Raw genomic sequence first — 26,264 nt, 5'->3', positions numbered from 1 at the left:
GCGAGTCATCTGGAAGGTGGGGGTGAGACACCACTACCGGGTGGCCAACCGTCGGGCGGCAAGCAGCCAGGTGTGCGCGGCCCGGCCCAGCCAGAGATGCGCCGCCGCCGCGACCACCATCCCGACGATCATTGGTGGCCAGGTGAGGGCCGCGTCCCACAACACGATCGACCAGCCCGTGCAGCCGGGCGGCCAACTGGCGCAGGTGCTCCTCGACCAGAACGTCATCACCGACCGGCATGGCTTCATGCTGCCAGCCGGACGGCCGTCCCGCCGTCCGGGAAATGCCCCAGGGTCAGCCGGAAACCGCCAGATAGCCGTGCTCAGCAGCCTGCTGCAACCGCCACTGGTCCCGGTACCAGCCGGGGATGGCGATCAGCTCCGCGTGCCGGCCACGCTGGACGATCCGTCCCGCGTCCAGCACCACGATCTCGTCCAGCCCGGCGAGACCGCTCAGCCGATGGGAGATCACCAACACGGAGTGCCCGGCGGGAACGGCGGCCAGGGCACCGGCCAGTACCTCGTCCGCGGCGACCGGGTCCAGCCCCTCGGTCGGCTCGTCGAGCACCAGCACGGCCGGGGCGGCGAGCAGGGCCCGGGCCAGGGCGAGACGCTGCCGCTGACCGCCGGACAGTTGCGCGCCCTCCTCGCCGACCACGGTCTCCCAACCCTCCGGCTGGTCCCGGACCCAGTCGGCCAGACCGGCCGCCTCGGCGGCGGCGAAAAGCGCCAGCTCGTCAGCGCCGGGACGCCCCAGCAGCAGGTTCTCCCGGACCGTGGCGTGGAAGACGTACGCCTCGGCGAGCAGCCCGCCGACCACCCCCGGCAACTCCTCGGGCGGGTACTCGCCGAGGTCACGCCCGTCCAGGGTGACCCGACCCCCGTCCGGGCGCACCGCACCGGTCAGCACCGCCGCCAGGGTGCTCTTGCCCGCGCCACTCGGTCCGACCACGGCCACCCGTCGCCCCGCCGGCAGGTCGAGATCGAAGGCGTCCAGGGCGGCGGGCGCGCCTTCGCGGTACCGCACGGTCACCTGGTCGAACCGCAGGTCAGGAGTGCTGCCCCCGGCGTCGGCGCCTGTTGCCGGGGTGCCGGGGGCGGGCTCGGTGTCGGTGATGAGGGCGGCGACCCGGGCCAGGCCGGCCCGGAGGGCGGTCCACTGCCGGGCCGCACCGACCAGGGCCAGGGCGATCTCCACGGCGGCCAGGGTGCCGACCGCCAGCACACCGATGAGTACCCCGTTCACTCCGGCGCCCAGGGCCACGTACACCACCGCACCGGCGGTCAGCCCGGCCACCAGCACCCCGGCGGCGTCCACGGCGAAGCCGCGTACGGCCAGTCGACGTTCCAGCCGGGCCAGCTGACCGGCGCGGCGCCGCGCCGCGTCGAGGGCGGTCCCGGTCGCACCGAAGGCGGCCAGGTCGGCCGCGCCGTGGGTCAGGTCGACCGCGTCGGCGGCCAGCGCACCCCGCAGCGGCGCCACCTCGTCGGCGGCTCGCCGGGTCAATACGGTGGCCAGCGCCGGCAGGGCAACCCCGGCCACCAGCAGCCCGGTGGCCAGCACCAGGGCGGCCGAGGGCGAGACTAGGGCGGTAAGCCCGACCGCCAGCAGGCTAACCAGACCGGCCGCCGCACCCGGCACGACGACCCGCAACAGCAGGTCCTGCACGGCCTCCACGTCGGAGACCAGCCGGCTCAGCGCGTCGCCGGTGCGCGGTGGCGCGCCGCGCCGGGCGGCCAGGGTGGCGAAGACCCGGGTCCGGACATCGGTGACGAGCCGCAGCACCGCGTCGTGGCCGGCCAGCCGTTCGGTGTAGCGCAACACCCCCCGGCTGACGGCCAGGGCCCGTACCGCGACGATCGCTACCGTCAGCCGGTCCAGCGGCGGCTGACCGGCAGCCGCCATCAACAGCCAGGTGGCCGTGGCCATCAGGGCCAGCGCGGCGAACTCGGTGACCGCTGCCAGCAGGCCGGCACCGATCAGTCGATTCAGGTACGGCCGGGCCAGCCGCAGCACCACCAACTCCGGCATCGCGCTGCCGGTGCGCACGGATCCGTCTGCGCTCATCGGCCCTCCCCGGTCGGCTGGGGGGTCAACTCGGTCACCCGGCCCTCCTCGACCCGCAGGATGCGGTCGGCGTCGGCGAGCAGGGCGGGCCGGTGCGCGACCAGCAGGGCGGTACGACCGGCCACCAGCCGGTGGGTGGCCGACAACACCGCTGCCTCGGCGGCGGAGTCCAGCCGGGCGGTGGGTTCGTCGAGCAGCACCACGGGGGCGTCCCGCAGGAAGGCCCGGGCCAGGGCGACCCGCTGCCGCTGCCCGCTGGACAGGCCGTGCCCCCGCTCACCTAGCAGGGTGTCCAGGCCGTCGGGCAGGGCGGCGATCACCTCGTCCAGGGCGGCGTCGGTGACCGCCTTCTCGACAGCGGTAGCGGATGCCTCGGGGGTGCCGAGGCGGATGTTGTCGGCCAGGGAGGCGGCGAACAGGTGGGCGCGCTGCGGCACCCAGGCCACCTGCCGACGCCAGCCGTCGAGGTCGGCCTCGGCGAGGTCCACCCCGCCCACGGTGACCCGGCCACGGGTCGGGGTGACGAAGCCGAGCAGCAGGCCCAGCAGGGTGCTCTTGCCGGCGCCGCTGGGCCCGATGATCGCGATCCGCTCCCCGGGCCGGATGGTCAGCGAGACCTCCCGCAGGGCCACCGTACGGTCGTAGGCGACCGTCACCGACTCGAACCTGATCTCGCCGCGCCCGTCCGGCGACACCCCGGGGCGGGCCGTCGGCGCCGGCGCGGTGCCGGTCAGGGTGAAGGCCTCGTCCAGGGCGGTGAGCCCCTCGATGCTGGCGTGGAACCGGCTGCCGGCCGCCCGCAGCGGCAGGTACGCCTCCGGGGTCAGCAGCAGCACCAGCAGCGCGATCTGCAGGGTCAGCCCGCCGCCGAGCAACCGGATGCCCACCGGCACCGCGACCAGGGCCACGGACAGGGTGGCGACCAGTTCGAGCACCAGGGCGGAGAGGAAGGCGATCCGCAGGGTCTTCATGGTGGCTACCCGGTGGCCGTCGGCCATTCGGCGTACCGCCTCGGTCTGGGCCTTCGCCCGGCCGAAGGCGCGCAGGGTGGGCAGCCCGGCCACCATGTCCAGGAAATGTCCGCCGAGTCGGGACAGCCGACGCCACTGGCGTTCGGTGGCGGCCTGGGCCTGCCAACCGAGCAGGGCCCCGAAGATCGGAATCAGCGGCAGGGTCAGCGCGATGATCACGGCCGAACTCCAGTCGGCCAGGAAGATCCGGCCCAGCACGGCGACCGGCACGGTGACGCTGAGTACCAGTTGCGGCAGGTAGCCGGTGAAGTAGGCGTCCAGGGCGTCCAGCCCGCGACCGGCGAGGGTGGCCAGTTGACCGGCCCGCTGGCCGGCCACCCAGCCGGGGCCGTGTCGGGCGACCGCGCCGAGCAGATCGGCCCGCAACGCCGCCTTGACCGTGGCGGCCAGCCGCGCCGACACCGTGCCCTGCGCCCAGACCAGCACCGAGCGGGCCGCCACGGCGGCGACGAAGCCGGCCAGGGCGGGACGGTTCAGTTCACCGGTGAAGGCGGCGGCCAGCAGGGTGGCCAGGGCGGTGGCCTGTGCCACGACCAACCCGGCGGCGAGTACCCCGAGCAACCCCAGCAGGGCCAGGTCACCCCGGGCGGCGGGGACCCGGCGCAGCAGACGCGGGTCGAAGGGCCGGCGGTTCACCAGTACACCAGCGCCCTACCCTCGGTTCGTCCTCGGAAAATCCACCAGCACATCGCCTGAAAGCCTAGTAGTGCCGGCAGCAACGGTACTGCGAGCCAGCCCAACAGACGCAGGGTCGGGGCGCTGGCTGCGGCGTTGGTCACGGTCAGTGACGCCGCACTGCTGCTGCGAGGTGCTCGGCCGGGGGCTCCCGGTCGGGCGGTGCGGCGCTCAGCTCAGGAAGAGGCCGATCGGCAGGTAGGCGGCGGTGCCGGTGACCGCCAGCGCGGCAGCGCCGAGCAGTCGGGGCGGGCGTCCGACGACCAGCAGCCGCTGCATCCGTACGTCCAGATCCCGATCGCCCAGGCCCAGGGTGCCGGCCGGGGTGATCCGGTCACCGGCGGCGGCGAACCGGCGCAGGGCACCGGCCAGCGGGGCGTCCGCGTGCTGTTCCCGGGCCTTGTCGTCCGCGCGCATCTCGACCAGCAGGCCGACCCGCTCGTGCGCCTGACGGACCCAGCGCAGCCAGGGCAGCGCCCGACACAGCGCGGTGAAGGGCAGCAGCACCAGATCGTGCCGCTCCTGGGCGTGGGCCCGCTCGTGGGCCAGCACCGCCTCCAGTTCCGCCGGATCGAGCAGGTCCAGTGCCCCGGCGCTGACCACCACCCGGGGGCGTACCCCCGGCAGGCAGTACGCGGCCGCACTCGGATGGTCGAGCACGAGTGCTCCGGGCACCGCCGGATCCCGCCGCGCCACCAGAGTCAGCAACTCCCGGTGCCGACGCTGGGCCCGTACCGTGCCGTGGATGCTGCGTACCGTCGTGGTCAGCAGCACCGCACCGATGCCGAAGCCGATGCCCACCAGGCCCAGGTGCAGCACGCCCAGACCGGCCGGCAGGGTGCTGTGCCACAGATCCCTGGCCAGCGCCAGCAGGGCGCTGCCGGTGCCCATCTGGTACGGCGCCAGACCGAGCGCGATCGGCATCCCCATCGCGGACAGCCCGGCGCCCAGGCCGATCGCCTGCCAGCAGAGGATCGCCACCCCGGGGCTACGCCAGGTCCAGGTGGAACGGGCCAGAACCTGCGCGAGCAGCCAACAGGCCAGCATCGCGGCGGTGAAGTGCAGAGCGTAGGCCACGACGTCGCCCCTACCGCTCCGCGCTCTCGCCCGCCCGGCCCGGGCGGCTCGCCCGGTCGACCGGCGGCACCTCGATCCGGTCGGTCAGACCGCCGACTTCCTCAGCCGCCGGGTTCGCGGTGGCCTCCGCCGCCAGAGCGGCGCGCAGCACGTCCGCCTCCGTGCCGGTGACCGAACGGGCGAACCGGACCAGCGCCGCGTCCCGGCTGCCGCCGAGATCGAGGGCGTCGAGCATGAGCTGGGCGATGTGCGCCTCCCGGCTGGCCGTCGCGCGATAGCGCCAGGCCCGGCCCTCCCGTTCGCGCTGCACCATGCCCTTGCCGGCGAGTCGATCGAGCACCGTCATCACCGTCGTGTACGCCAGCTCGCGCCCGGCCAGGGCATCGGCCACCTCGCGCACCGTGACCCCGTCCGACCTGGCGGGCACCGTGTCCCACAACACGTCCATCACCGCACGCTCAAGATCACCCAGCCGAGTCACCCTAAAATCCTACCCCCCGTAGTAGACCCCCCGCCCGCCCCAACCACCCCCATCCCACGCTTGCTGACCCCACCGCCCGCCCTGCCACCCCGCCCGGCGAGTGCAAGTACGCCGTTGTTGCGGTGTCGACAGGGCGCGCATGCTGCAACTTCGGCGTTGTTGCGATATCGACCGAGCGCCCATCCAGCAACTTCTGCCCTGTTCCGCGACCGCCGGGCCAATCCGACAAGTGGGGTCCCTGTGGTCGGCATCGCGGCGAACAGGCCTAGCAAGTACGCCGAAGTTGCGGTATCAATCCAGCCCGCACACCGCAACTTCGGCGTTTTTGCGCGCGAAGGGGGAGCCCACCCGCGCAGGGATCAAGCCTGACCGCCCGGAGCGGTGGGCTCCCCCGGAAACCCCCAGAATCAGACCCCCTTCGGATGCCACACCGTCTTCGTCTCCACCAGCGCAGTCATCCGCCCCACCCCGGGATCGGCAGTCCAGTCGTGATCAGCCGACACCGGTCGGAGCACCCGCTTGAGGTTCTCCGCCGCCTTCACCTCCAGCTCAGCGGCCAGTTCGGCGTCGGTGACCCCACTCAGGTCGATCGCGTTGACGTCCATGTGCGCGGCCAGGGTGGGCACGGTCTCGGACAGCCGTCCGGTGAGGATGTTGACCACCCCGCCCGGCAGGTCTGAGGTGGCCAGCACCTCGGCCAGGGTCACCGCGGCCAGTGGGGCGGTCGGGGAGGCGGCCACCACCACGGTGTTGCCGGTGACGATCGCCGGGGCGATCACGCTGACCAGGCCCAGCAGGGCGGGTGCCTCCGGGGCCACCACCGCCACCACCCCGGTCGGCTCGGGGGCGGAGAGGTTGAAGTAGGGCCCGGCGACCGGGTTGGCGCCGCCGTACACCTGGGGCAGTTTGTCCGCCCAGCCCGCGTACCAGACCCAGCGGTCCGTCGCGGCATCGACCTCGTCGGCCGGTACGCCCAGGGCCACGAACTGTTCGCGGCGGCCCTCCAGCATCTCGGCGACCCGGTAGAGGATCTGACCCCGGTTGTACGCGGTGGCCCCGGCCCAGCCCTTCACAGCGGCGCGGGCGGCGATCACGGCGTCCCGCGCGTCCTTGCGGGAGGCCAGCGACACGTTCGCGGATTGCACGAGATACGACCGTCCCGACTCGCTACGCGGGAACTTCCCGCCGATGAAGAGCTTGTACGTCTTGCGTACCGCGATCCGCTCAGACATTGAGGTACGCCTCCAGCCCGTGCCGGCCGCCCTCGCGACCGTAGCCCGACTCCTTGTAGCCGCCGAACGGCGAGGTCGGGTCGAACTTGTTGAACGTGTTGGCCCAGACCACTCCGGCGCGCAGCCGGTCGGCCGTCCACAGGATCCGGGAACCCTTCTCGGTCCAGATCCCGGCCGACAGCCCGTACGGCGTGTTGTTGGCCTTCTCCACGGCCTCGGCCGGGGTGCGGAAGGTGAGCACGGACAGTACCGGGCCGAAGATCTCCTCGCGGGCGATCCGGTGTGCCTGGGTGACCCCGGTGAAGATGGTCGGCGCGAACCAGAAGCCCCGCTCGGGCAGCTCGCACGACGGCGACCACTGCTCGGCCCCCTCGGCGGCCCCGGCCTCGGTCAGTTCCCGGATCCGGGCCAGCTGGGCGGCCGAGTTGATCGCCCCGATGTCGGTGTTCTTGTCCAGCGGGTCACCGACCCGCAGCTGGGCCATCCGGCGCTTGAGCGACTCCAGCACCTGCTCGGCGACGGACTCCTGGACCAGCAGCCGGGAACCGGCGCAGCAGACGTGCCCCTGGTTGAAGAAGATGCCGTTGACGATGCCCTCGACGGCCTGGTCGACCGGGGCGTCGTCGAAGACGATGTTGGCCGCCTTGCCGCCCAACTCCAGGGTGAGCTTCTTGCGGCTGCCGGCCACCGACCGGGCGATGGCCCTACCGACCTCGGTGGAGCCGGTGAAGGCGACCTTGTCCACGCCCTCGTGCTCGACAAGCGCACGACCGGTCTCGCCGGCACCGGTGACGATGTTGACCACGCCGGGCGGCAGGTCGGCCTGCTGGCAGATCTCGGCGAACAGCAGCGCGGTCAGCGGGGTGGTCTCGGCCGGCTTGAGCACCACGGTGTTGCCGGCGGCCAGGGCCGGGGCGATCTTCCAGGCCAGCATCAGCAGCGGGAAGTTCCACGGGATGACCTGGGCGGCCACCCCGAGCGGCTGCGGGTTCGGGCCGAACCCGGCGTGGTTCAGCTTGTCGGCCCAGCCGGCGTAGTAGAAGAAGTGCGCGGCGACCAGCGGCAGGTCGACGTCCCGGGACTCCTTGATCGGCTTGCCGTTGTCCAGGGACTCCAGCACGGCCAGCTCGCGGGAGCGTTCCTGGATGATCCGGGCGATCCGGTACAGGTACTTGGCCCGGTCCCGGCCCGGCATCGGCCCCCAGACCTTGTCGTATGCCTTCCGGGCGGCACGGACCGCGCGGTCCACGTCCTCGGCGCCGCCCCAGGTGACCTCGGCGAGCACCTCCTCGGAGGCGGGGTTGATCGTCTTGTTGCGATCCTCGCCGTCGACGAACTCGCCGTCGATGAACAGGCCGTAGGACGGCTTGATGTCGACGACCGCGCGCGATTCGGGCGCCGGAGCGTATTCAAACAGACCCATGTGTCAGTCCAGGGTGAAGTAGTCGGGGCCGGCGTAGACACCGGTGGTCAGCTTGGTGCGCTGCATCAGCAGGTCGTTGAGCAGGCTGGAGGCGCCGAAACGGAACCAGTCCGGGTGCAGCCAGTCCGGCCCGACGGTCTCGTTGACCATGACCAGGTACTTGATGGCGTCCTTGGTGGTCCGGATGCCACCGGCGGGCTTGACGCCCACCTGCCGCCCGGTGGCGGCGCGGAAGTCCCGGACCGCCTCCAGCATCACCAGGGTCACCGGCAGGGTGGCGGCGACCGGGACCTTGCCGGTGGAGGTCTTGATGAAGTCGCCGCCGGCCAGCATCGCCAGCCAGGAGGCGCGGCGCACGTTGTCGTACGTGCCCAACTCGCCGGTCTCCAGGATCACCTTGAGGTGGGCGTCCCCGCAGGCTTCCTTGACCGCGACGATCTCGTCGTAGACCTCGGTGTACCGGCCTGTCAGGAAGGCTCCCCGGTTGATCACCATGTCGATCTCGTCCGCGCCGGCCTCGACGGCGGCCCGGGTGTCGGCGAGCTTGACCTCCAGCGGTGCCTGCCCGGACGGGAAGGCCGTGGCCACGCTGGCCAGGTGCACCACGCCAGGTCCGGCGGGTGCGGCACCGTCGGCCTGTCCCGATCCGCCGGATGGCCGCCCGGACCCGCGCAGCACCTCGGCCGCGTACGGGACCATCGAGGGGTAGACGCAGACCGCGCCGACATGCGGGCAGGTGGGGTCGGCCGGGTCGGGGCGCAGCGCCTTGGCGGCCAGGGCGCGTACCTTGCCCGGGGTGTCCGCGCCTTCCAGCGTGGTCAGGTCGACCATTCGGATAGCCAGGTCGATGGCCTGGGCCTTGGCGGTGGTCTTGATGGAGCGGGTGCCGAGTTGGGCCGCCCGCTGCTCTGCCCCGACCTGGTCCACCCCAGGAAGACCATGCAGGAAGGTACGCAGAGCGGTCTCGGATCGTCCCAGCTCGGTAAGGTCCGAGCGGGCCGACGTCGCTGTCGCCGTCATGTCCCGAAGTCTACGCAGAGGGTCGGCTAGTGATCTTGACCAATGCACTCCATCGGTGAGCGGGATCGCTGGTAGCGCCGGTGACCCCCGCGCCGCCCCCGGCGCCGGGTAGGTTGAGCGATCGTGGACGTACACGTCATTGACCACCCGCTCGCCCAGTCTCGGCTGACCGTCATGCGGGACGAACGGACCGATTCCTCCTCCTTCCGGGCGGCCCTGCACGAACTCACCACCATGCTGGTGTACGAGGCGGCGCGCTCCTTCCCGATCGAGCACTACCCGGTGCAGACCCCGGTGACCGCCACCGAGGGCACCCGGCTGGCCAACCCCCCGCTGCTGGTGCCGGTGCTGCGAGCGGGCCTCGGCATGGCCGACGCTGCGCTGGGGCTGCTGCCGGAGTCATCCATGGGCTTCGTCGGCCTGGCCCGTGACGAGGAGACCTTCGAGCCGCGCGCCTACATGGAGTCGCTGCCCCGGGACCTGACCGGCCTGCCGGTGCTGGTCCTGGACCCGATGCTGGCCACCGGCGGCTCCCTGGAGCACTGCTGCCGACTGCTGGCCGAGCGCGGCTGCACCGACATCACCGTGCTCTGCGTACTGGCCGCCCCGGCCGGCATCGAGCGCCTCAAGCGCTCCAACCTTCCCCTACGCCTGGTAACCGCCTCCATCGACCAGGGCCTCAACGACAGCAAGTTCATCGTCCCCGGCCTGGGCGACGCCGGCGACCGCCAATTCGGCGGCATGCCCCGCTTCTAACCCACCCCCTGGCCTCCCCCTTTTCTACGCGCGTTGATCATGAGGTTAGCGGCAGTCGTTGATCTCTACGCTGCCGTCAACCTCATGATCAACGGGGTGAATAGGGGGCCCGCGGGGGAGGGGGGAGGAGGGGGTTAGATGCCTAGGGCGGTGGCGGTTTCGGTGCGGAGCGCCGAAACCGCCAGGGCGGCGCGGGAGCGGGCTGCAGCTACCTCGCCGTTGGTGACTGGCTCCACCACCTCCAGGTACGCCTTGAGTTTGGGTTCGGTGCCGGAGGGGCGGATCACCACCCGGGCGGTGTCGGTACGCAGGATGACCACGTCCGCCTCGGGGAGCAGGTCCTGTGCCTCGGTGATCGGGTGGCCGAGCAGGGTGGTCGGGGTGGTGGCGCGGATCCGGGCCATCGCGTCGGCGATCAGGCGCAGATCGTCGACGCGTACGGAGAGTTGGTCGGTGTGGTGCACGCCGAACCCGGCGGCCAACTCGTCCAGCCGGTCGGTGAGGGTACGACCCTGTGCTTTGAGGCCGGCGGCCAACTCGGCGACCGTCAGGGCGGCGGTGATGCCGTCCTTGTCCCGGACGTGCTCGGGGGCCACGCAGTAGCCGAGGGCCTCCTCGTAGCCGAAGACCAGCGGGTCGGCCCCGCCACCGGCCCGGACGATCCATTTGAACCCGGTCAACGTCTCGCCGTACGGCAGGTTCCGGGCGGTACACATGGCCCGCAGCAGCGACGAGGACACGATGGTGGTGGCGTACAGGCCGGTCACCCCGCGCCGCATCAGATGGTCGGCGAGCAGCACCCCCACCTCGTCGCCCCGCAGCATCCGCCAACCCTGCTCGCTGCGTACGGCCACGGCGCAGCGGTCGGCGTCGGGGTCGTTGGCGATGGCCAGGTCGGCATCGGTCGATTCGGCGAGCGCGACCAGCAGGTCCACCGCGCCGGGCTCCTCCGGGTTGGGGAAGCTGACGGTCGGGAAGTCCGGGTCCGGTTCGGCCTGGTCGGGCACCACCCCGGGCACCGGGAACCCGGCGGCGGCGAAGGCCGCGGTGAGTACGGCCGCACCGACACCGTGCAGAGGGGTGTACGCCACCCGCAGCTCGCGTGGACCGTACGCCGGCAGCACCTCGACCGCGTGGGCCACGTACCCGGCGACCAGGTCGTCACCGAGGAGCTGGCCAGGCGGGCCCAGCGGCACCTCGGCGAGTGGGCCGACCGCCCGGATGGCGGCCTCGATGCCGGCGTCGGCCGGGGGGACGATCTGTGCCCCGGCGCCCAGTGGGCCACCCAACTCGGCACCGAGATAGACCTTGTAGCCGTTGTCCTGGGGCGGGTTGTGGCTGGCTGTGACCATCACCCCGGCCACCGCCCCGAGTTGCCGGACCGCGTAGGCGAGCACCGGGGTGGGCAGGGGTCGGGGGAGCAGCAGGGCGGGCCGTCCCGCCCCGGTGGCCACCTGGGCGGTCCGCTCGGCGAACTCGCGGGAACGGTGACGGGCGTCGTACCCGATGACCAGGGGACCGGTGCCACCCTGGGCCGCCAGCCAGGCGACCAGCCCGGCGGCGGCCTGGGTGACCACGGCGAGGTTCATCCCGTTCGGGCCGGCGCGCAGCGGGCCACGGAGCCCGGCGGTGCCGAAGGTCAGCGGTCCGGCGAACCGGTCGGCCAGCTCCGGGGCGCTGGCCGGAAGATCGTCGAGCACCGCCTGTAGTTCCGCCCGGTCGGCCGGGTCCGGATCGTCGGCGAGCCAACGCTCGGCCCGCTCGCGAATGCTGTCAAGGTCTTCGGTGTCCGCCGCCATTGGCTCTTGATAGCACGACGGCGGATCACCACGGACCCTCGCCCCGACTCAGCCGGCGTTGGTGAGCTGGAACGACTTCACCATCTCCTCGTAGATCGGCTTGCTCTCCTCGAAGCGGGAGTCCGTCGCGGTCAGGTAGAAGGAGTACATCCGGCCCTCGTGGGCCACCCCCTGCCAAATCCCGTGCCGCATGCTGTCGCCCTTGCCGCAGGTGTATTCGAACTCGGCCGACGGCTTGCCGGCCAGCTCCTTCTGCTCCATCGAGATCTGGTTGTACGGCTTGGCGCAGCTTGTCGACCGGGTCTTCAGGCCGTCCTCGGCGACCTCCGCCCAGCGGGTCGAGTCGCCACGCCATTCCTCGTTGAGGATGCGTACCCGTCGGCCGCTGTCCTCGGGATCGGTGTAGTCGACGTAGAGGCCGCCGGTGGCCTTCTTCCAGCCCTTGGGCACCAGCACCTGCACCCCGCGCCCCGAGTGCTCCTGCATCTCGATGCCGGGACCGGCGTCGGCGGAGGAGGAGGGGTCGGCGACCGGGGTGGTCGGTGGCGGGTCGTCGCCGCCGGAGAGTGTCACGATGCCGATCAGCAGGATCAGCACCAGGCCGCCGGCTGCGGCGAGCTGCATCTTGCGCGGCCAGCCCTTGACGGTGTCGACCAGTTGGGTGCCGGCTGCCTTCGCCTTGTCCATCGGGCTGCCGCCGGCGGGGGTAGGCCGGGCACCGTACGGCTGGCTGGGCGCGGCCGGCCACTGGCCGCCGTAGTCACCGCCGACCCGCTGGGTGGCCTCCGGTGCCCCGCCGCCATACCCGAAGGCCATCGGCCCGACCTGCTGGGTGGCGTCCGCGCCGATCCGCTGGGTGGCGTCCGCGCCACCGAACCGCTGGGTCGCCTCCGCCCCGCCGAAGTGTTGGGTGGCGTCGGCCCCGCCGTAGGTGCGGCCGACCGGGGGCGGGGACATCAGGCCGTGCGGGGCCGGTCGGGCCAGGGCGTCGGCGCTGGTCGCCTCCGACGCGGTGGCGCTGATCGGGGTGACCTGACCGGGGCGCTCGCCCCGGCGCAGCGCGGCCAGCCGGTCGGTCAGTGACTCGCCAGGGGCCAGCATCGCCGAGCCGCCGATCTGGCCGGAGGGCTTGTCCTTGGTTGGGGTGGGTGGGGCGCTGATCGCCGCGGGCTGCTGCGGCATCTGCATCACGGAGTACGGGTCGGTCATCGAGTTGACCGCGGCGGCGTTGCTGCTGAGCGGGCCGGCGAGCAGCTCACGCAGCATGGCGCGGGCGGTGTGCACGTCCAGTCGGCGGGCCGGATCCTTCTCCAACAGGCCCATCAGCACCCGGGTCAGCGGGCCGCTGCGCTGCGGCGGGGCTGGCGGGTCCTCGACCACGGCGTGCATGGTCTCGATGGGGTCACCCCGGTCGAAGGGGGGTCGACCCTCCACCGCCGTGTAGAGGGTCACGCCGAGGGAGAACAGGTCGCTGGGCGGGCCGAACTCCTGCCCCATGGCCCGCTCGGGCGAGATGAAGTGCGGTGAGCCGAGCACCATGCCCGGCGTGGTGAGCTGCACGTCGGTGGGCATCCGGGCCACCCCGAAGTCGGTGAGCACGCAGCGCCCGTCGGAGCAGATCAGCACGTTGGCCGGCTTGACGTCGCGGTGCAGCACACCGATCGCGTGGGCCACCTCCAGGGCGCCGAGCAGGGCAATGCCGATCTTGGCGACCACCCGCTGGGCGATCGGCCCGTCCTCGATCACCATGTCGGCGAGGCTGCGGGCGTCCAGCAGCTCCATCACGATCCAGGGCCGACCCGCCTCGGTCACCACGTCGTACACCTGCACGACGGCCGGGTGGGCGATGGCGGCGGCGGCGCGGGCCTCACGCAGGGTGCGTTCGTACATCGCGTCGCGGTCACTGGGGGCCAGCCCCGGCGGGAGGACGACCTCCTTGACGGCCACGTCGCGGCGCAGCAGCGTGTCTGTGGCTCGCCAGACCGTGCCCATGCCACCGTTGCCCACCGCCGATCGCAGCGAGTAGCGGTCACCGATGAGGGTGCCGGGTGTCGCGCGTCCATTGGTGGGAGTGCTGACTGGTCCGCCGCTCCACGTTGGGATCTGAGTCACAGAAAAGCCACCGGGGGAAGTCGAGAGGGCTGGGACACAACCCCCCTATCTTGCTGGTTCAGACGCCCGATGCGAAACCCGCCGCGACGGACGTTTACCGTACCGAACGGTACGTGTGTGGCCCCTCACCTCTCGTCATTGCGCTTTCGACCTGGGAATGTGTGTCCCCCCTCACCCCGCTGATCGGCCTGTTCGGCCTACCATCCGGTGATGAGTGAACGGCGGTTGAGCGAATCCGGTTTCCCTGTCAAGGACGTCTACACGGCGGACGACCTTCCCGGTGACCTGGATTCCCGACTGGGCACCCCGGGCCAGTATCCGTACACCCGTGGGGTCTACCCCACGATGTACACCTCTCGCCCGTGGACCATGCGCCAGTATGCCGGTTTCGGCACCGCCACCGAGTCCAACGCGCGGTACCACCAGTTGTTGCGGGCCGGGACGATGGGTCTCTCGGTCGCCTTCGACCTGCCCACCCAGATGGGGTACGACTCCGACGACCCGATCGCCTCCGGCGAGGTGGGCAAGGTCGGGGTGGCCATCGACTCGATCGAGGACATGCGGCTGCTGTTCGACGGCATCCCGCTGGACCAGGTCTCCACCTCGATGACGATCAACGCCCCCGGTTCGGTGCTGCTGCTGCTCTACCAGTTGGTCGCCGAGGAGAACGGGGTGCCGGGCGCTGCCCTGAACGGCACCATCCAGAACGACATCCTCAAGGAGTACATCGCCCGGGGGACCTACATCTTCCCGCCGAAGCCCTCCCTGCGGCTGGTCGCGGACACCTTCGGCTACTGCCGGTCCGAGGTGCCGAAGTGGAACACCATCTCCATCTCGGGCTACCACATGGCCGAGGCCGGGGCCTCCCCCGTGCAGGAGATCGCCTTCACGCTGGCCAACGGCGTCGAGTACGTCCGGGCCGCGATCGCCGCCGGGCTGGCTGTGGACGACTTCGCCCCCCGCCTGTCGTTCTTCTTCGTAGCCCGGACCACCCTGCTGGAGGAGGTCGCCAAGTTCCGGGCGGCCCGGCGGATCTGGGCCCGACTGATGCGCGACGAGTTCGGGGCGAAGAACCCCAAGTCGATGATGCTGCGGTTCCACACCCAGACCGCGGGGGTGCAGCTGACCGCCCAGCAGCCTGAGGTGAACCTGGTCCGGGTGGCCGTGCAGGGGCTCGGGGCGGTGCTCGGCGGCACCCAGTCGCTGCACACCAACAGTTTCGACGAGGCGATCGCCCTGCCCACCGAGAAGGCGGCCCGGCTGGCCCTGCGGACCCAGCAGGTGCTGGCGTACGAGACGGACCTGACCGCCACGGTCGACCCCTTCGCCGGGTCGTACGTGGTGGAGGCGATGACCTCGGAGATCGAGGCGGCGGCGGACGCCCTGATGGCCCGGGTCTTCGAGCACGGCTCGTCCGTGGAGGCGATCGAGGCGGGCTTCCAGAAGCGGGAGATCGAGCAGTCCGCGTACCGGATCGCCCAGGAGATCGACTCGGGGGAGCGGGTGGTGGTCGGGCTCAACCGGTTCACGGTCGACGCCGAGGAGCCGTACGAGCCGCTGCGGGTGGACCCGGCTATCGAGGCGGCCCAGGCCGAGCGGCTGGCCAAGCTGCGCGCCGAGCGGGACAACGCCGCCGTGCAGCAGGCCCTGACGGACCTCCAGGATGCCGCCAAGGGCAGCGCCAATGTGCTGTACCCGATGAAGGAGGCGCTGCGGCTGCGGGCCACCGTCGGTGAGGTGTGCGGGGCCCTGCGCGAGGTGTGGGGCCGTTACCAGCCGACCGACCGGTTCTGACTTTCCGTAGCGCTGCGTGGACGGCCGCCGGGCGGGGTATGCCGTTCGGCAGGCCTCCGGCGGGCCCTCCCGGCTGATCTCTGCCGCACACCGTGTCCGGTCGGGGGGCGACCGTACGTGTGAACGTGCCACGGTGCGCTCATCGCCGGCTGTGGTCGGGTAATTGTCGTAGGGTCAGTTGATCGAGCGACTAATGCGACAATTCGGAAAACCCGTGGAGGGATTTTCGGCTCGGTTAGCCGGTTACAGGTTGTAGGAGGTGGGGGGGCGGATGAGGTCGTTCAACGGCGATCTACCTGCTGTCTCGCTCCGCTCTGGTGGCTCTCAGCAGGGCATACGTGACGCTGTGCGGTCCGACCATCACCGGAACGAAGTTGCGCAGAGTTACCATCGAAGGTCTACCCTGTCTGCTGTCCCCGATGATCCATCCATCTCTAGTGATCGAGATTTCGACGTGACGACTGCGTTGACGATGCCCGCCGGCGAGCAGCTGGTTCCGCCGCCCGGTGGTCAGCCCCTGCCCGCCGAGCTGGACCACCTGCTCGCGCTGCGGGTGCCGGGCCTGATCGCCACCCGCCGTCACCTCCACTCGCATCCGGAGCTGTCCGGCGAGGAGTTCGAGACCGCCGCCCTGATCGCCCGGGAACTCTCCCTGGCCGGGCTCAGCCCGCGCCTGTTGCCCAAGGGCAACGGGGTCATCTGCGACATCAACGGCCGCCCGGACGGCCCGGTGGTCGCCCTGCGCGCCGACATCGACGCGCTGCCGCTGGCCGACGCCAAGGAGGTCCCGTACCGCTCCACAGTGGACGGGGTCTGCCACGCCTGCGGTCACGACGTGCACACCACGGTCATGCTCGGCGTCGGCATGATGCTGGCCCAGCTCGCCGACCAGGGCGAGCTGCCGGGCCGGGTCCGGCTGATCTTCCAGCCCGCCGAGGAGATCCTGCCCTGCGGCTCGCTGGAGGTGATCGAGGCCGGCGGCCTGGAGGACGTGGTGCAGATCTTCGCGCTGCACTGCGACCCGAGCCTGCCGGTGGGCCGGATCGGCCTGCGGGTAGGCCCGATCACGGCCGCCGCCGACAACGTCACCGTACGGCTGACCGGGCCGGGCGGCCACACCGCTCGTCCACACCTGACGGTCGACCTGGTCGACGCCCTGGGTCGGCTGGTCACCGAGGTACCCGCCCTGGTCAGCCGCCGGGTGCCGGCGAACAGCGGCCTGCTGCTGGTCTTCGGCCACGCCTCCGCCGGCACCCAGTACAACGTCATCCCCTCCGAGGCCTCCGCCTCCGGCACCCTGCGGGTGATGGACCGGGACACCTGGCACGGTGCCCCGGACATCGTCACCCAGGTGGTCCGGGACGTCCTGGCCCCCACCGGAGCCACGGTCGACATCGAGTACCTGCGCGGCCGTCCGCCGGTCAGCAACGACGCTCAGGCGATCAGCGTGCTGACCGCGGCGACCATCGCCGCCCTCGGCCCGGAGGGGGTCGCGGAGACCCCGCAGAGCATGGGCGGTGAGGACTTCTCCTGGTATCTGGAGTACGTCCCCGGAGCCCTGGCCCGACTCGGGGTCGGCCGGGCCGGTCCCAACGTGGACCTGCACCGGCCCTCCTTCGACGTGGACGAGCGGGCCATCCCGGCCGGGGTACGGCTCATGGTGCAGACCGCGCTCCAGGCACTGGCGGCGCTGCGCTGACCCCACCCCCGGTCACTCCCGGCGGTGGCGGTGCCCCGACCGGCGCCACCAGCGGCGGCTCGGTGGGCCGGTGGCCGCGCCGCCGCTGGCGCCACCACCAGAGCAACCCCAGCGGTACGCCGAACACCAGCAGCCATGGCAGGACCGCGCCGAGCACGGTGACCAGCACGGTCATCGAGGTCAGGAAGACTTTCCAGCCGCCGCTGAGCCCGGTCAGGAAGCCGAGCTGATCGTCCTCCTCGGTGCTCGCGTTCGGACCGGCCAGGGAGACGGTGATCGTCGACAGGGCGGTCAGGTCGGCCAGTCGGCGCTTCTTGGCCTCCAGCGAGGCCAGGTCGGCCTCTCGGCGTCCCAGCTCGTTCTCCAGGCTGATCAGATCGCCGATCGAGTCGGCCTGGGCCAGCAACCGCCGGGCGCTGTCCACCCGGGCCCGCTGGGTGGCGATCCGGGCGTCCAGGTCGACGGTCTCCTCGGTGACGTCCTGGGTCTCGATCGTCCGGCGTTGCTGGCTGCCCAGCCGGGCGAGTTCCTCCACCACCGGATGGAACCGGTCGGCCGGCACCCGTAGCTCCAACTCCGCGACCGCGTCCGCCGCCGCGCTGCGGCGCCGGTCACCGCCGACGAAGCCACCGGCTCGGGTCGCCACCGCCACGGCCTCCCGGGCCGCGACCTCCACATCGTCCACCTGGACCTGCAGCGATCCGGTGTAGATGATGGCGCGTTGCTCGACCCGGGTGTCCGTCGCCGCACCGGCTCCGCCCGGGGCCGGCTCACCGGCCGCCTCCCGTTCGGCCATGGCCGGTCCGGCGGCCCGCTCGTCGGATGCGGCCGAGTCGTGGCCACCCGAGTCACCGCTGCTGCACCCGGCGAGCATCAGCAGGGCCAGTAGGGCGCCCACCGCCGCGGTGGCGGCTCGGCGCGCTCCTCGCAGTTCCATCCCCGTTCCCCTTTCCAGGACCCGCCGCAGCGGGACGATAGGTGGGACGTGCCGCCTCACCTGACGGGTTCCGGCAGACTGCGCTGGAGACATCACGATTCGGTATGGGAGGCATCACGATGCGGATCACCAAGTACGCGCACTCGTGCGTGCGGATCGAGCACGACGGGGCGGTGCTGGTCGTCGATCCGGGCATATTCAGCGAATCGGCAGTGGCGCTGGACGGCGCCGACGCGGTGCTGATCACCCACGAGCACACCGACCACCTGGATGCCGAGGCGGTCAACCGGCAGTTGGAGCGGCGCCCCTTCGTCATCCACGGCCCGGAGTCGCTGTCCGGCATGTTGGGGGAGGCGGCCGAGGCGCTGCGCCCGGTACGCCCCGGGGACTCCTTCACCGCCGCCGGGGTGCCGGTACGTGCCTACGGCGGTCGACACGCCGTGATCCACCCCGACATCCCGGTGATCGACAACATCGGGTACCTGTTCAACGAGGTCGTCTACCACCCCGGCGACGCCCTCTTCGTGCCCGATGACGTGCAGGTGGACACCCTCTTCGCGCCGATCCACGCACCCTGGTCGAAGTTCTCCGAGGTGGTCGACTTCATCCGCGCGGTCGCCCCGCGTCGGGTCTTCGCCCTGCACGAGGGCCTGCTCAACGCGAACGGCCTGATGGTGCTCGACCGGCAGTACACCGCCCTGTCGGGCAGCGAGTACCGACGGCTCGAGCCGGGCAGCCGGATCGACGGCTGAGCCGATGCCCGAATCGGCGCCCGATCTCGTCGAGCAGCTCTACCGGACGCCGCCGGACCGGTTCGTCGCGGCCCGGGACGCTGCCGTGGCCCAGGCCCGCCGTGCCGGAGATCCGGGTGCCGCCCGGGAGATCGCCCGACTGCGGCGGCCCACCGTAGCCGCCTGGCTGGTGAACCTGCTGGCCCTGGAGCGGCCCGAACTGGTGGCCGACCTGGTGCAGCTGGCCGAGGCCCTGCGGGCCGCGCAGCGGGAGCTGCGCGGCCCGCGCCTGCGGGAGTTGTCCGCGCAGCGGCGGGCCGTGGTGGCCGCCCTGGTCACCGAGGTACGCCGGCTGGCCGCCGAGGTCGAGGGGGCCCCGTCGAGCGGGAAGCTGCCGTTGGCCGAGGTCGAGGCGACCCTGAACGCCGCCCTGTCCGACGCCCAGGTGGCCGAGCAGATCCGCTCCGGTCGGCTGCTGCGCTCCGCCCACTACGCCGGGTTCGGGGAGGTGCCCCGGCCCCAACTGCGCCTGGTGACCGGTGGGCAGGAGCCGCCGGCCGTACCCCCGCGGCAACAGCCCGCCCAGGGCGGGGCGCTGCGGGCCGAACAGGCCCAGCGGGCGGCCCGCGCGGAGCGCGAGCGCCGCCGTCGGGCTCTGGCCAAGGAGCTTGGCCGGGCCCGTACCGACCAGGACCGGGCCGAGGAGGAGTTGGCGGGCGCGGCGGCGGCCGAGCGGGACGGCACGGCCGCCCTGGACCGGCTGGAAGCGGAGTTGGCCGAGTTGGAGCGCCGTCGGGCGGTGGCCGAGCAGGAACTCAGCCGGGCCCGGCTGGCCCGCCGGGCGGCCGAACGGGCCGCCGGGGCGGCCCGCCGCCGCACCGGTGAGGTCGAAGCCGCGGTCGAGGCGTTGGACGCCGAGGAGGAGGATGCCGGGTCCGGCGGTGGGGCGGCAGACTGATGTCCCATGGACGGACCATCGGCGCGCACCCTGACGGACGGACCCTCGGGTGGCCGGGGATGACGCCGGAACAGGTGGCGGCGGCCAGCAAGCCGGCGGTGCTGGCCCTGGGTGAGGCGTACGGGCGATGTCCCAGCACCCTGCGACGGGCCCGGCTGCTCGGCATCTCGGGCTGGGCCTTCTACATCACCGGCCGGGCCGGTGCCCTGGGGGACGTCCGGGCCGAGACGGCCGCCGCGGCCCTCGGCTTCATCGCCCCGGACGCGGTGGCCGACGGCTGGGAGGGGGCCGCCCGGACGGTACGCCCGCTGGAGGTGGCCGCCGCCAGCCTGGCCGAGTGCTGCCGTTGGGGCGAGGACCGGCTGGCCGACCTGCCCCGCCTGGACCGGCTGGTCGACCTGGTGGAGCGGGCCGTGGCGGCGGCCGACGCCAGCGCCATGCCACTGTTCGCGGCCTGGCGGGCCATGCCCTCCCCGGCCGTCACCCCGGCCGCCCGGCTGGCCGCCGGGCTGCGCCTGCTGCGGGAGCACTTCACCGGTGCCCATCTGGTGGCGGTACGGGCCAGCGGGATGACCCCGCTGGAAGCGGTGCTGGCCGGGCCGGAAGGGGAGAGCGGGGCGATCGCCTGCGGGTGGCCGCCGCCGTACCCCCCGGTCGGGCCGCTGGTGCGGCGGCGGCTGTGGGCCGAAGCGGTGACCAACCGCCTGGCGGCACCCGCCTTCGTGGCCCTAGGTCCGGCCGGCGGCGCGGAACTGGTGGAACTGCTGGCCGCAGCCCGGACCCACACCGAACACTGACCGTGCGGCCCGGGGGTCCTACCTACCGGGGAAGAAAGCGGGGCTGACCGGGACAGATCACCCGGGTTTCCGGGGTCGACGCCCGCCGTGTCGGCGGCCGGTAGCAGACTGAGGGTGTGGGAGACGCGCTACGCCGAAGCGGTGCCGGTGGGGCGGGACCGCAGTTCGAGGACGTAGTCGTCCGGCGCGCCCGCCTTCTCGGCGGCGTTCGCGATCTCGGACAGATACCACGAGGTGGGCAGCCCGCCCTCGTAGCCGTCGAACACGTACACCCAGGCGGTCACCTCGCCGTCCAGGGTCGACACCCGGACGGTCAGCTTCCGGTAGGTGCCGGCCGTGACCCCCTCGATCTCGTCGAGCTGGGCCGCGTCGTACGGATGGATGTCGTAGAGCGCCACGAAGACCCGGTCGCCGGGCGATTCGACCACCGTGCTGACCGCGCCTTCCCAGCCGATGACATCCTCACCGGCGAAGGTCAGGCGCCAGCCCTCCAGCCAGCCGATGCCCACCATCGGCGAATGCGGGCAGTAGGCGCGCATCCGAGCAGGGTCCAGGTTCGAGCCGTAGGCGGCGTAATGACGCACGGCGATGACGATAGCCCGGCGGACGCTCGGGGGAGAATACGACGGTGCGTGTCGCACGTACCGGGGAGAAGAAAGTCACTGTGAGCATGGACGAGGGGCGGTCGTGGTGAGCCGGATCGTGATCATCGGCGGAGGGCCGGCGGGCTACGAGGCGGCGCTGGTGGCGGCCCAGTTGGACGCCGATGTCACCGTCGTGGAGGACGAGGGTGCCGGGGGTGCCTGCGTACTGTCCGACTGCGTGCCCTCCAAGACCTTCATCGCCAGCTCCGAGGTGGTTACCGGGTACCGCGACACCGAGGTCTTCGGGGTGCACTCCGACGGCCTGGAGGCCGTGACGGTCGACGCCCGGACGGTCAACGAGCGGGTCAAGCGGCTGGCCCTGGCCCAGTCCAGTGACATCCACGCCAAGCTGGTCAAGGCCGGGGTCACCTTCGTCTCCGGGCGGGCCCGGATGGGCGAGGACACCCTGGGGCACACCCACCGGGTGATCGTCACCCCGCACGGCGAGGAGGCCGCGTACGCGATCAGCGCCTCGACGGTGCTGATCGCCACCGGAGCCACCCCCCGTCAGCTGCCCACCGCCGTGCCGGACGGCGAGCGCATCCTGACCTGGCGACAGGTCTACGACCTGCTGGAGCTGCCGGAGCACCTAATCGTGGTCGGTTCCGGGGTGACCGGGGCCGAGTTCGCCAGCGCCTACCTGGCCATGGGGGTGCAGGTCACCCTGGTCTCCAGCCGGGACCGGGTGATGCCGCACGAGGACGCCGACGCCGCCCAGGCCATCGAGCGGGTGTTCCGGGCCCGGGGCATGAGCATCCTGAACAACTCCCGCGCCGAGGGGGTCCGCCGTACCGACGACGGGGTCGAGGTCGAGCTCTCCGACGGCCGCAAGGTGTACGGCTCGCACGCCCTGATCGCGGTCGGCTCGATCCCGAACACCGAGGCCCTGGGGCTGGCCGAGTACGGCGTGGAACTGGCCCGGGGCGGGTACGTGACGGTGGACCGGGTCTCCCGTACCAACGTGCCCGGCATCTACGCGGCCGGGGACTGCACCGGGGTGCTGCCGCTGGCCAGCGTCGCCGCCATGCAGGGCCGGATCGCCATGTGGCACGCCCTCGGCGAGGCCGTGCGGCCGCTGCGGCTGCGTACGGTCTCGGCGAACGTCTTCACCGATCCCGAACTGGCCACGGTCGGGGTCTCGCAGGACGAGGTGGACGCCGGCAAGGTGCCGGCCCGACAGGTGATGCTGGCGCTGGATGGCAACGCCCGGGCGAAGATGGACGAGATGGCCGACGGCTTCGTCAAGCTGTTCTGCCGTCCGGCCAGCGGCCAGGTGATCGGCGGAGTCGTGGTGGCCCCCAAGGCCAGCGAGCTGATCCTGCCCATCACCATGGCGGTGGAGAACAACCTGACCGTCAACGAGTTGGCCCAGACCATCACGATCTACCCCAGCCTCTCCGGCTCGATCACCGAGGCCGCCCGTCAGCTGATGCTGCACGAACTGGAGTGACCTGCCTTGCCGGCGGTCGCCCTGTCCGCCTCCGAGCGGGGGTGGGCAGGGCGGTGGCCAGCAGCACGAGCAGGCCGACCTCGGTGAGGATGAGGGCCCGTTCGATCAGGCCGTAGAGGGCGCGGTCACCGGGATAGGCCGACCAGACCTGGGCGGCGGCCAGCAGCAGGCTGGCCACCGCGAGCATCCGCAACCACCGGCCGGTACGGCCTCCGGCGGGCAGGTGGGCGGCGAGCAGCCAGCCGACCAGGGGCAGGGCCAGGAAGGCCAGCACGGAGGCGTACCGGTGCACGTGCGCGGCCGTGCCCATCTCGGTGCCGGGCGGATTGGTCGGCACCAGACCGGCGATCAGCAGCCCACCGGCCCACACCGCGAGCAGCAGTTGAGCCGTGCCCAGTCGACCACCCGGCCCGGCCAGGCGGCGCAGGGCCGGTACGAGCAGCGCCGAGGCCACCGCCAGGGTCACCATCGCCAGGTGGATGGCGCCGCCGGAGTCGGAGACGGCGTAGTCGCTGACGGTCAGGCGCATCGGGTCCAGGTCCCGCACGGCAAGATGGCCGCCGACGGCCAGCAGTGCGGCCAGGGCGATTCCCCCGAGGGCCAGTGCACCGATGTTCCGGATTCCAGGCATGGTTCAGCCTGTCGCCGTACCCACCCCAGAGGGATCCGGGACGAGCACCGAAATCCGACCCCGGGTGCACCCCGACAGGCCCTCCGGTATCACCCCCAGGGTGACCGCCCGGTCGGGTCAGTCGGCCGGCAGTTCGGCCGGGGCCGGGGTGAACCGGGCGGCGATCGAGGCCAGGGCCCAGCCGGTCAGGGCGAACCCACCGGCGGCCACCGCCGCGATCAGCAACATCCGCCAGGCCGACCCGGTCAGGGCCGCCCCGCCCAGGTGCCCGACCAGACCCCCGTACGAGGCCCACCCGGTCGCCGCCAGGGCGGTGTACGGCAGGAACAGTCGCAGGGGATACCGGCCCCGACCGGAGGTGAAGCAGACCGTCATCCGGCCGCCCGGCACGAACCGGCAGAGCAGCAACCCGGTGGGGCCGGGCCGGCGCAGGCCGGCCGCCAGGCGTCCGGCGATCCGTAGGGTCCGCCCCCGGGTCTGCGGGCGCGGTGGCTGACGCCGCGAGGTGCTGCGGCCGAGCAGGTAACAGGCCAGGTCGCCGGTGAACACCCCGAGAGCGCCGATGCCGATGGCCGTCGGCAGGTCCAGTCCGCCGTACACCGTCAGGGCACCACCGGTGATCATCACCAATTGGGTGGGCACCACCGGTACGAAGGCGTCCACCACCAGCAGCACGAACAGCACGAGGTATGCCCAGCCAGGTGACGCCACCTGGGTAAGTAGGTCGGGCACCGTGGTCCCCTCGTGGTGTGGGCGGTTCGGACAGGTACCGAGCCTGACGATGTGTCCGGGGTCACCATGGCGGACCCTGCCCCGTCGTGACCAGCGACACTCGCCGGTGGTGTGGCCGGTGAGGGCTTTGACCGGGGAATATCGAAATCGACTGGTGTGCGATGACGGTCGCCGGAATCTCGCCCGGCGGCGTACCGTTGTCGGCGCGGCCCCGTGTGCGTCGGGTCCCCCGTTCCCGATGTCGGCCGTGGCCGGGCCGCTGACAGGTCCCGTGTCAGCGGCCCGGCACCCTAAGCGGGCACGGCCACCGGGTCCTCGCCGCCGACCGGCTGCTGGAACTGAGCCTGGTAGAGCCGGTGATAGGCGCCCTTGGCCGCGAGCAGCTCGGTGTGGGTGCCCTGCTCGACGATGCGGCCGTGCTCCATCATCAGGATCAGGTCGGCGTCGCGGATGGTGGAGAGCCGGTGGGCGATGACGAAACTGGTCCGCTCCGACCGCAGGGCCGCCATCGCCCGCTGGAGCAGCACCTCCGTACGGGTGTCCACCGAGCTGGTCGCCTCGTCGAGGATCAACAGTGCGGGCTCGGCCAGGAAGGCCCGGGCGATGGTGATGAGCTGCTTCTCACCCGCGCTGACGTTGCTGCCCTCCTCGTCGATCACGGTGTCGTAGCCGTCGGGCAGGCTGCGCACGAACCGGTCCACGAAGGTGGCCCGGGCGGCGGCGAGGATCTCCTCCTCGGTCGCCTCGGGCCGCCCGTAGGCGATGTTGTCCCGGATGGTGCCGCCGAACAGCCAGGCGTCCTGAAGGACCATGCCGATGCGACCGCGCAGGTCGTCCCGGCTGAGGGTGGTGATGTCCACCCCGTCGAGGGTGATCCGGCCGGCATCCAACTCGTAGAAGCGCATGATCAGGTTGACCAGGGTGGTCTTGCCGGCCCCGGTGGGCCCGACGATGGCCACGGTGTGTCCCGGCTCGGCGACCAGGGAGAGGTCGGTGATCAGCGGCTTGTCCGGGTCGTACCGGAAGGAGACGTCGTGGAACTCCACCCGGCCGTGCGGGTCGCTGATCCGGGCCGGCACCGCCGGGTCCGGTTGCTGTTCCTCGGCGTCCAGCACCGCGAAGACCCGCTCGGCCGAGGCCACCCCGGACTGGAGCAGGTTGGCCATCGAGGCGACCTGGGTGAGCGGCTGGGTGAACTGGCGGGAGTACTGGATGAACGCCTGCACGTCGCCGAGGCTCATCGCACCGGAGGCCACCTGCAAGCCGCCGACCACCGCGATCGCCACGTAGCTGACGTTCCCGATGAAGAACATCGCCGGCATGATGATCCCGGAGATGAACTGGGCCCCGAAGCTGGCCTGGAACAACTCGTCGTTCTTGGCGTGGAAGGCCGCCTCCACCTCACGCTGGCGACCGAAGACCTTGACCAGTTCGTGGCCGGTGAAGGCTTCCTCGATCTGCCCGTTCAGCTCGCCCGTGTGGGTCCACTGGGCGATGAACTTGCGCTGCGACCGCTTGGCGATCTGCCCGGTCACCAGCACCGACAGCGGCACCGCGACCAGCGCCACCAGGGCCAGCAGCGGTGAGATCCAGAACATCATGCCGAGTACCCCGACCACGGTGAGCAGGGCGGTCAGCAGTTGACTGAGGGTCTGCTGGAGGGTCTGCGAGATGTTGTCGATGTCGTTGGTGACCCGGCTGAGCAGTTCCCCGCGCGGCTGTCGGTCGAAGTAGGGCAGCGGCAGCCGGTTCAGCTTCTCCTCGACGTCGGCCCGCAGCTGGAACACCGTGCGCTGGACCACCCCGTTGAGCAGCCACCCCTGCCACCACATCAGCACGCTGGCCGCCAGGTAGAGGACCAACGCGAAGATCAGCACCCGGCCCAGGGCGGCGAAGTCGATGCCCACCCCGGGCACCACCTCCATCCGGGCGAGCATGTCGGCGAAGTTGTCGTTGCCGGCCGCCCGGGCCGCGGCCACGGCCTGCTCGGCGCTGGTGCCGGCCGGCAGTTGCTGGCCGATCACCCCGGTGAAGATCAGGTCGGTGGCGTGCCCGAGCACCTTGGGGCCGATCACGGTGAACCCGACGCTCAGCACCGCCAGCGCGATGACCGCCGCCAGGTGCAGGCGGTGCGGACGCAGTCGGCCCAGCAGGCGTCGGGCGCTGGGCCCGAAGTTCATCGAACGCTCGGCGGGCATCCCCATGCCCATGCCGCCG

At 71.9% G+C, this 26,264-nt stretch carries 22 protein-coding genes; 7 read left to right on the top strand and 15 right to left on the bottom strand.

Annotation, left to right across the window (positions count from 1 at the left end):
- Nucleotides 1-33: 33 nt before the first annotated feature.
- The 8 genes from OIE53_RS18480 to deoC form a co-directional block, all read right to left on the bottom strand.
- On the bottom strand, nucleotides 34-228 hold the full coding sequence (locus OIE53_RS18480) for a hypothetical protein (protein WP_327022789.1): 195 nt from the start codon (nucleotides 226-228) through the stop codon (nucleotides 34-36).
- Nucleotides 229-295: 67 nt separating this feature from the next.
- Entirely contained in the window at nucleotides 296-2,068 is a 1,773-nt protein-coding gene (cydC, locus tag OIE53_RS18475; RefSeq protein WP_327022788.1) for a thiol reductant ABC exporter subunit CydC, read from the bottom strand.
- A complete protein-coding gene (gene cydD, locus OIE53_RS18470) occupies nucleotides 2,065-3,735 on the bottom strand; it encodes a thiol reductant ABC exporter subunit CydD (RefSeq protein WP_327022787.1) in 1,671 nt (556 codons plus the stop codon). The genes cydC and cydD overlap by 4 nt, the downstream gene beginning before the upstream one ends.
- A 210-nt stretch (nucleotides 3,736-3,945) precedes the next feature.
- On the bottom strand, nucleotides 3,946-4,851 hold the full coding sequence (locus tag OIE53_RS18465) for a M56 family metallopeptidase (RefSeq protein ID WP_327022786.1): 906 nt from the start codon (nucleotides 4,849-4,851) through the stop codon (nucleotides 3,946-3,948).
- A 10-nt stretch (nucleotides 4,852-4,861) separates the two neighbouring features.
- Complete coding sequence (locus tag OIE53_RS18460) at nucleotides 4,862-5,332, bottom strand: BlaI/MecI/CopY family transcriptional regulator (RefSeq protein ID WP_327022785.1); 471 nt, start codon at nucleotides 5,330-5,332, stop codon at nucleotides 4,862-4,864.
- 407 nt (nucleotides 5,333-5,739) lie between these two features.
- Nucleotides 5,740-6,564, bottom strand: a complete 825-nt coding sequence (locus OIE53_RS18455) for an aldehyde dehydrogenase family protein (RefSeq protein WP_327022784.1) — start codon at nucleotides 6,562-6,564, stop codon at nucleotides 5,740-5,742.
- A complete protein-coding gene (locus tag OIE53_RS18450; protein WP_327027272.1) occupies nucleotides 6,557-7,981 on the bottom strand; it encodes an aldehyde dehydrogenase family protein in 1,425 nt (474 codons plus the stop codon). Before OIE53_RS18450 ends, OIE53_RS18455 begins: the two co-directional genes overlap by 8 nt.
- 9 nt (nucleotides 7,982-7,990) lie before the next feature.
- Nucleotides 7,991-9,007: a deoxyribose-phosphate aldolase gene (deoC, locus tag OIE53_RS18445; RefSeq protein WP_327022783.1), complete on the bottom strand. Its 1,017-nt coding sequence runs from the start codon at nucleotides 9,005-9,007 to the stop codon at nucleotides 7,991-7,993.
- A gap of 123 nt (nucleotides 9,008-9,130) precedes the next feature.
- Between deoC and upp the strand changes: the two genes are divergently transcribed.
- Nucleotides 9,131-9,763, top strand: a complete 633-nt coding sequence (upp, locus tag OIE53_RS18440; protein ID WP_327022782.1) for a uracil phosphoribosyltransferase — start codon at nucleotides 9,131-9,133, stop codon at nucleotides 9,761-9,763.
- Nucleotides 9,764-9,897: 134 nt separating this feature from the next.
- Here the strand turns inward: upp and OIE53_RS18435 are convergent, their stop codons facing one another.
- Both OIE53_RS18435 and OIE53_RS18430 read right to left on the bottom strand, forming a co-directional pair.
- Nucleotides 9,898-11,562 (bottom strand): phospho-sugar mutase, encoded by a 1,665-nt coding sequence (locus OIE53_RS18435; RefSeq protein WP_327022781.1) that lies wholly within the window; start codon nucleotides 11,560-11,562, stop codon nucleotides 9,898-9,900.
- A 48-nt stretch (nucleotides 11,563-11,610) separates the two neighbouring features.
- Nucleotides 11,611-13,674, bottom strand: coding sequence for a serine/threonine-protein kinase (locus OIE53_RS18430; protein ID WP_327022780.1), 2,064 nt, complete (start codon nucleotides 13,672-13,674; stop codon nucleotides 11,611-11,613).
- A 210-nt stretch (nucleotides 13,675-13,884) separates the two neighbouring features.
- Between OIE53_RS18430 and OIE53_RS18425 the strand changes: the two genes are divergently transcribed.
- Both OIE53_RS18425 and OIE53_RS18420 read left to right on the top strand, forming a co-directional pair.
- Nucleotides 13,885-15,468 carry an acyl-CoA mutase large subunit family protein gene (locus OIE53_RS18425; protein ID WP_327022779.1) on the top strand — a complete coding sequence of 528 codons (1,584 nt, stop codon included), beginning with the start codon at nucleotides 13,885-13,887 and terminating at the stop codon, nucleotides 15,466-15,468.
- A 454-nt stretch (nucleotides 15,469-15,922) separates the two neighbouring features.
- Nucleotides 15,923-17,167, top strand: a complete 1,245-nt coding sequence (locus OIE53_RS18420) for an amidohydrolase (RefSeq protein WP_327022778.1) — start codon at nucleotides 15,923-15,925, stop codon at nucleotides 17,165-17,167.
- Here OIE53_RS18420 and OIE53_RS18415 read toward each other — a convergent pair.
- Nucleotides 17,124-18,104: a DUF4349 domain-containing protein gene (locus tag OIE53_RS18415; RefSeq protein ID WP_327022777.1), complete on the bottom strand. Its 981-nt coding sequence runs from the start codon at nucleotides 18,102-18,104 to the stop codon at nucleotides 17,124-17,126. The genes OIE53_RS18420 and OIE53_RS18415 overlap by 44 nt on opposite strands.
- A 119-nt stretch (nucleotides 18,105-18,223) precedes the next feature.
- Here OIE53_RS18415 and OIE53_RS18410 point away from each other — a divergent pair, with 119 nt between their 5' ends.
- The 3 genes from OIE53_RS18410 to OIE53_RS18400 are packed head-to-tail and all read left to right on the top strand — an operon-like array spanning nucleotide 18,224 to nucleotide 20,590.
- Nucleotides 18,224-18,856 carry an MBL fold metallo-hydrolase gene (locus OIE53_RS18410; protein WP_327022776.1) on the top strand — a complete coding sequence of 211 codons (633 nt, stop codon included), beginning with the start codon at nucleotides 18,224-18,226 and terminating at the stop codon, nucleotides 18,854-18,856.
- Nucleotides 18,857-18,860: 4 nt separating this feature from the next.
- Nucleotides 18,861-19,793, top strand: coding sequence for a hypothetical protein (locus OIE53_RS18405; protein WP_327022775.1), 933 nt, complete (start codon nucleotides 18,861-18,863; stop codon nucleotides 19,791-19,793).
- A gap of 59 nt (nucleotides 19,794-19,852) precedes the next feature.
- A complete protein-coding gene (locus OIE53_RS18400) occupies nucleotides 19,853-20,590 on the top strand; it encodes an SCO6745 family protein (RefSeq protein ID WP_327022774.1) in 738 nt (245 codons plus the stop codon).
- A 128-nt stretch (nucleotides 20,591-20,718) separates the two neighbouring features.
- Here the strand turns inward: OIE53_RS18400 and OIE53_RS18395 are convergent, their stop codons facing one another.
- Nucleotides 20,719-21,174, bottom strand: a complete 456-nt coding sequence (locus OIE53_RS18395; protein ID WP_327022773.1) for a gamma-glutamylcyclotransferase — start codon at nucleotides 21,172-21,174, stop codon at nucleotides 20,719-20,721.
- Nucleotides 21,175-21,280: 106 nt separating this feature from the next.
- Here OIE53_RS18395 and OIE53_RS18390 point away from each other — a divergent pair, with 106 nt between their 5' ends.
- Nucleotides 21,281-22,684 (top strand): NAD(P)H-quinone dehydrogenase, encoded by a 1,404-nt coding sequence (locus OIE53_RS18390; protein ID WP_327027271.1) that lies wholly within the window; start codon nucleotides 21,281-21,283, stop codon nucleotides 22,682-22,684.
- Here OIE53_RS18390 and OIE53_RS18385 read toward each other — a convergent pair.
- The 3 genes from OIE53_RS18385 to OIE53_RS18375 form a co-directional block, all read right to left on the bottom strand.
- On the bottom strand, nucleotides 22,641-23,315 hold the full coding sequence (locus tag OIE53_RS18385; protein WP_327022772.1) for a DUF998 domain-containing protein: 675 nt from the start codon (nucleotides 23,313-23,315) through the stop codon (nucleotides 22,641-22,643). The genes OIE53_RS18390 and OIE53_RS18385 overlap by 44 nt on opposite strands.
- A gap of 117 nt (nucleotides 23,316-23,432) precedes the next feature.
- A complete protein-coding gene (locus tag OIE53_RS18380) occupies nucleotides 23,433-24,047 on the bottom strand; it encodes a DedA family protein (protein ID WP_327022771.1) in 615 nt (204 codons plus the stop codon).
- A 290-nt stretch (nucleotides 24,048-24,337) separates the two neighbouring features.
- Nucleotides 24,338-26,257 carry an ABC transporter ATP-binding protein gene (locus OIE53_RS18375; protein ID WP_327027270.1) on the bottom strand — a complete coding sequence of 640 codons (1,920 nt, stop codon included), beginning with the start codon at nucleotides 26,255-26,257 and terminating at the stop codon, nucleotides 24,338-24,340.
- Nucleotides 26,258-26,264: the final 7 nt, after the last annotated feature.

The organism is Micromonospora sp. NBC_01739, assembly GCF_035920385.1.
GTDB lineage: Bacteria > Actinomycetota > Actinomycetes > Mycobacteriales > Micromonosporaceae > Micromonospora.
The sequence above is the reverse complement of the archived record's forward strand: the minus strand, read 5'-3'. Positions and strand labels throughout refer to the sequence as shown.

Coding starts and splice junctions, on each gene's coding strand:
- OIE53_RS18455 (WP_327022784.1), bottom strand. CDS start 6,564: ATGTCTGAGCGGATCGCGGTACGCAAGACGTACAAGCTCTTCATCGGC.
- cydC (WP_327022788.1), bottom strand. CDS start 2,068: ATGAGCGCAGACGGATCCGTGCGCACCGGCAGCGCGATGCCGGAGTTG.
- OIE53_RS18415 (WP_327022777.1), bottom strand. CDS start 18,104: ATGGAACTGCGAGGAGCGCGCCGAGCCGCCACCGCGGCGGTGGGCGCC.
- OIE53_RS18405 (WP_327022775.1), top strand. CDS start 18,861: ATGCCCGAATCGGCGCCCGATCTCGTCGAGCAGCTCTACCGGACGCCG.
- OIE53_RS18375 (WP_327027270.1), bottom strand. CDS start 26,257: ATGGGCATGGGGATGCCCGCCGAGCGTTCGATGAACTTCGGGCCCAGC.
- OIE53_RS18400 (WP_327022774.1), top strand. CDS start 19,853: ATGACGCCGGAACAGGTGGCGGCGGCCAGCAAGCCGGCGGTGCTGGCC.
- OIE53_RS18480 (WP_327022789.1), bottom strand. CDS start 228: ATGACGTTCTGGTCGAGGAGCACCTGCGCCAGTTGGCCGCCCGGCTGC.
- deoC (WP_327022783.1), bottom strand. CDS start 9,007: ATGACGGCGACAGCGACGTCGGCCCGCTCGGACCTTACCGAGCTGGGA.
- OIE53_RS18435 (WP_327022781.1), bottom strand. CDS start 11,562: ATGGCGGCGGACACCGAAGACCTTGACAGCATTCGCGAGCGGGCCGAG.
- OIE53_RS18385 (WP_327022772.1), bottom strand. CDS start 23,315: ATGCCTGGAATCCGGAACATCGGTGCACTGGCCCTCGGGGGAATCGCC.
- OIE53_RS18425 (WP_327022779.1), top strand. CDS start 13,885: ATGAGTGAACGGCGGTTGAGCGAATCCGGTTTCCCTGTCAAGGACGTC.
- OIE53_RS18410 (WP_327022776.1), top strand. CDS start 18,224: ATGCGGATCACCAAGTACGCGCACTCGTGCGTGCGGATCGAGCACGAC.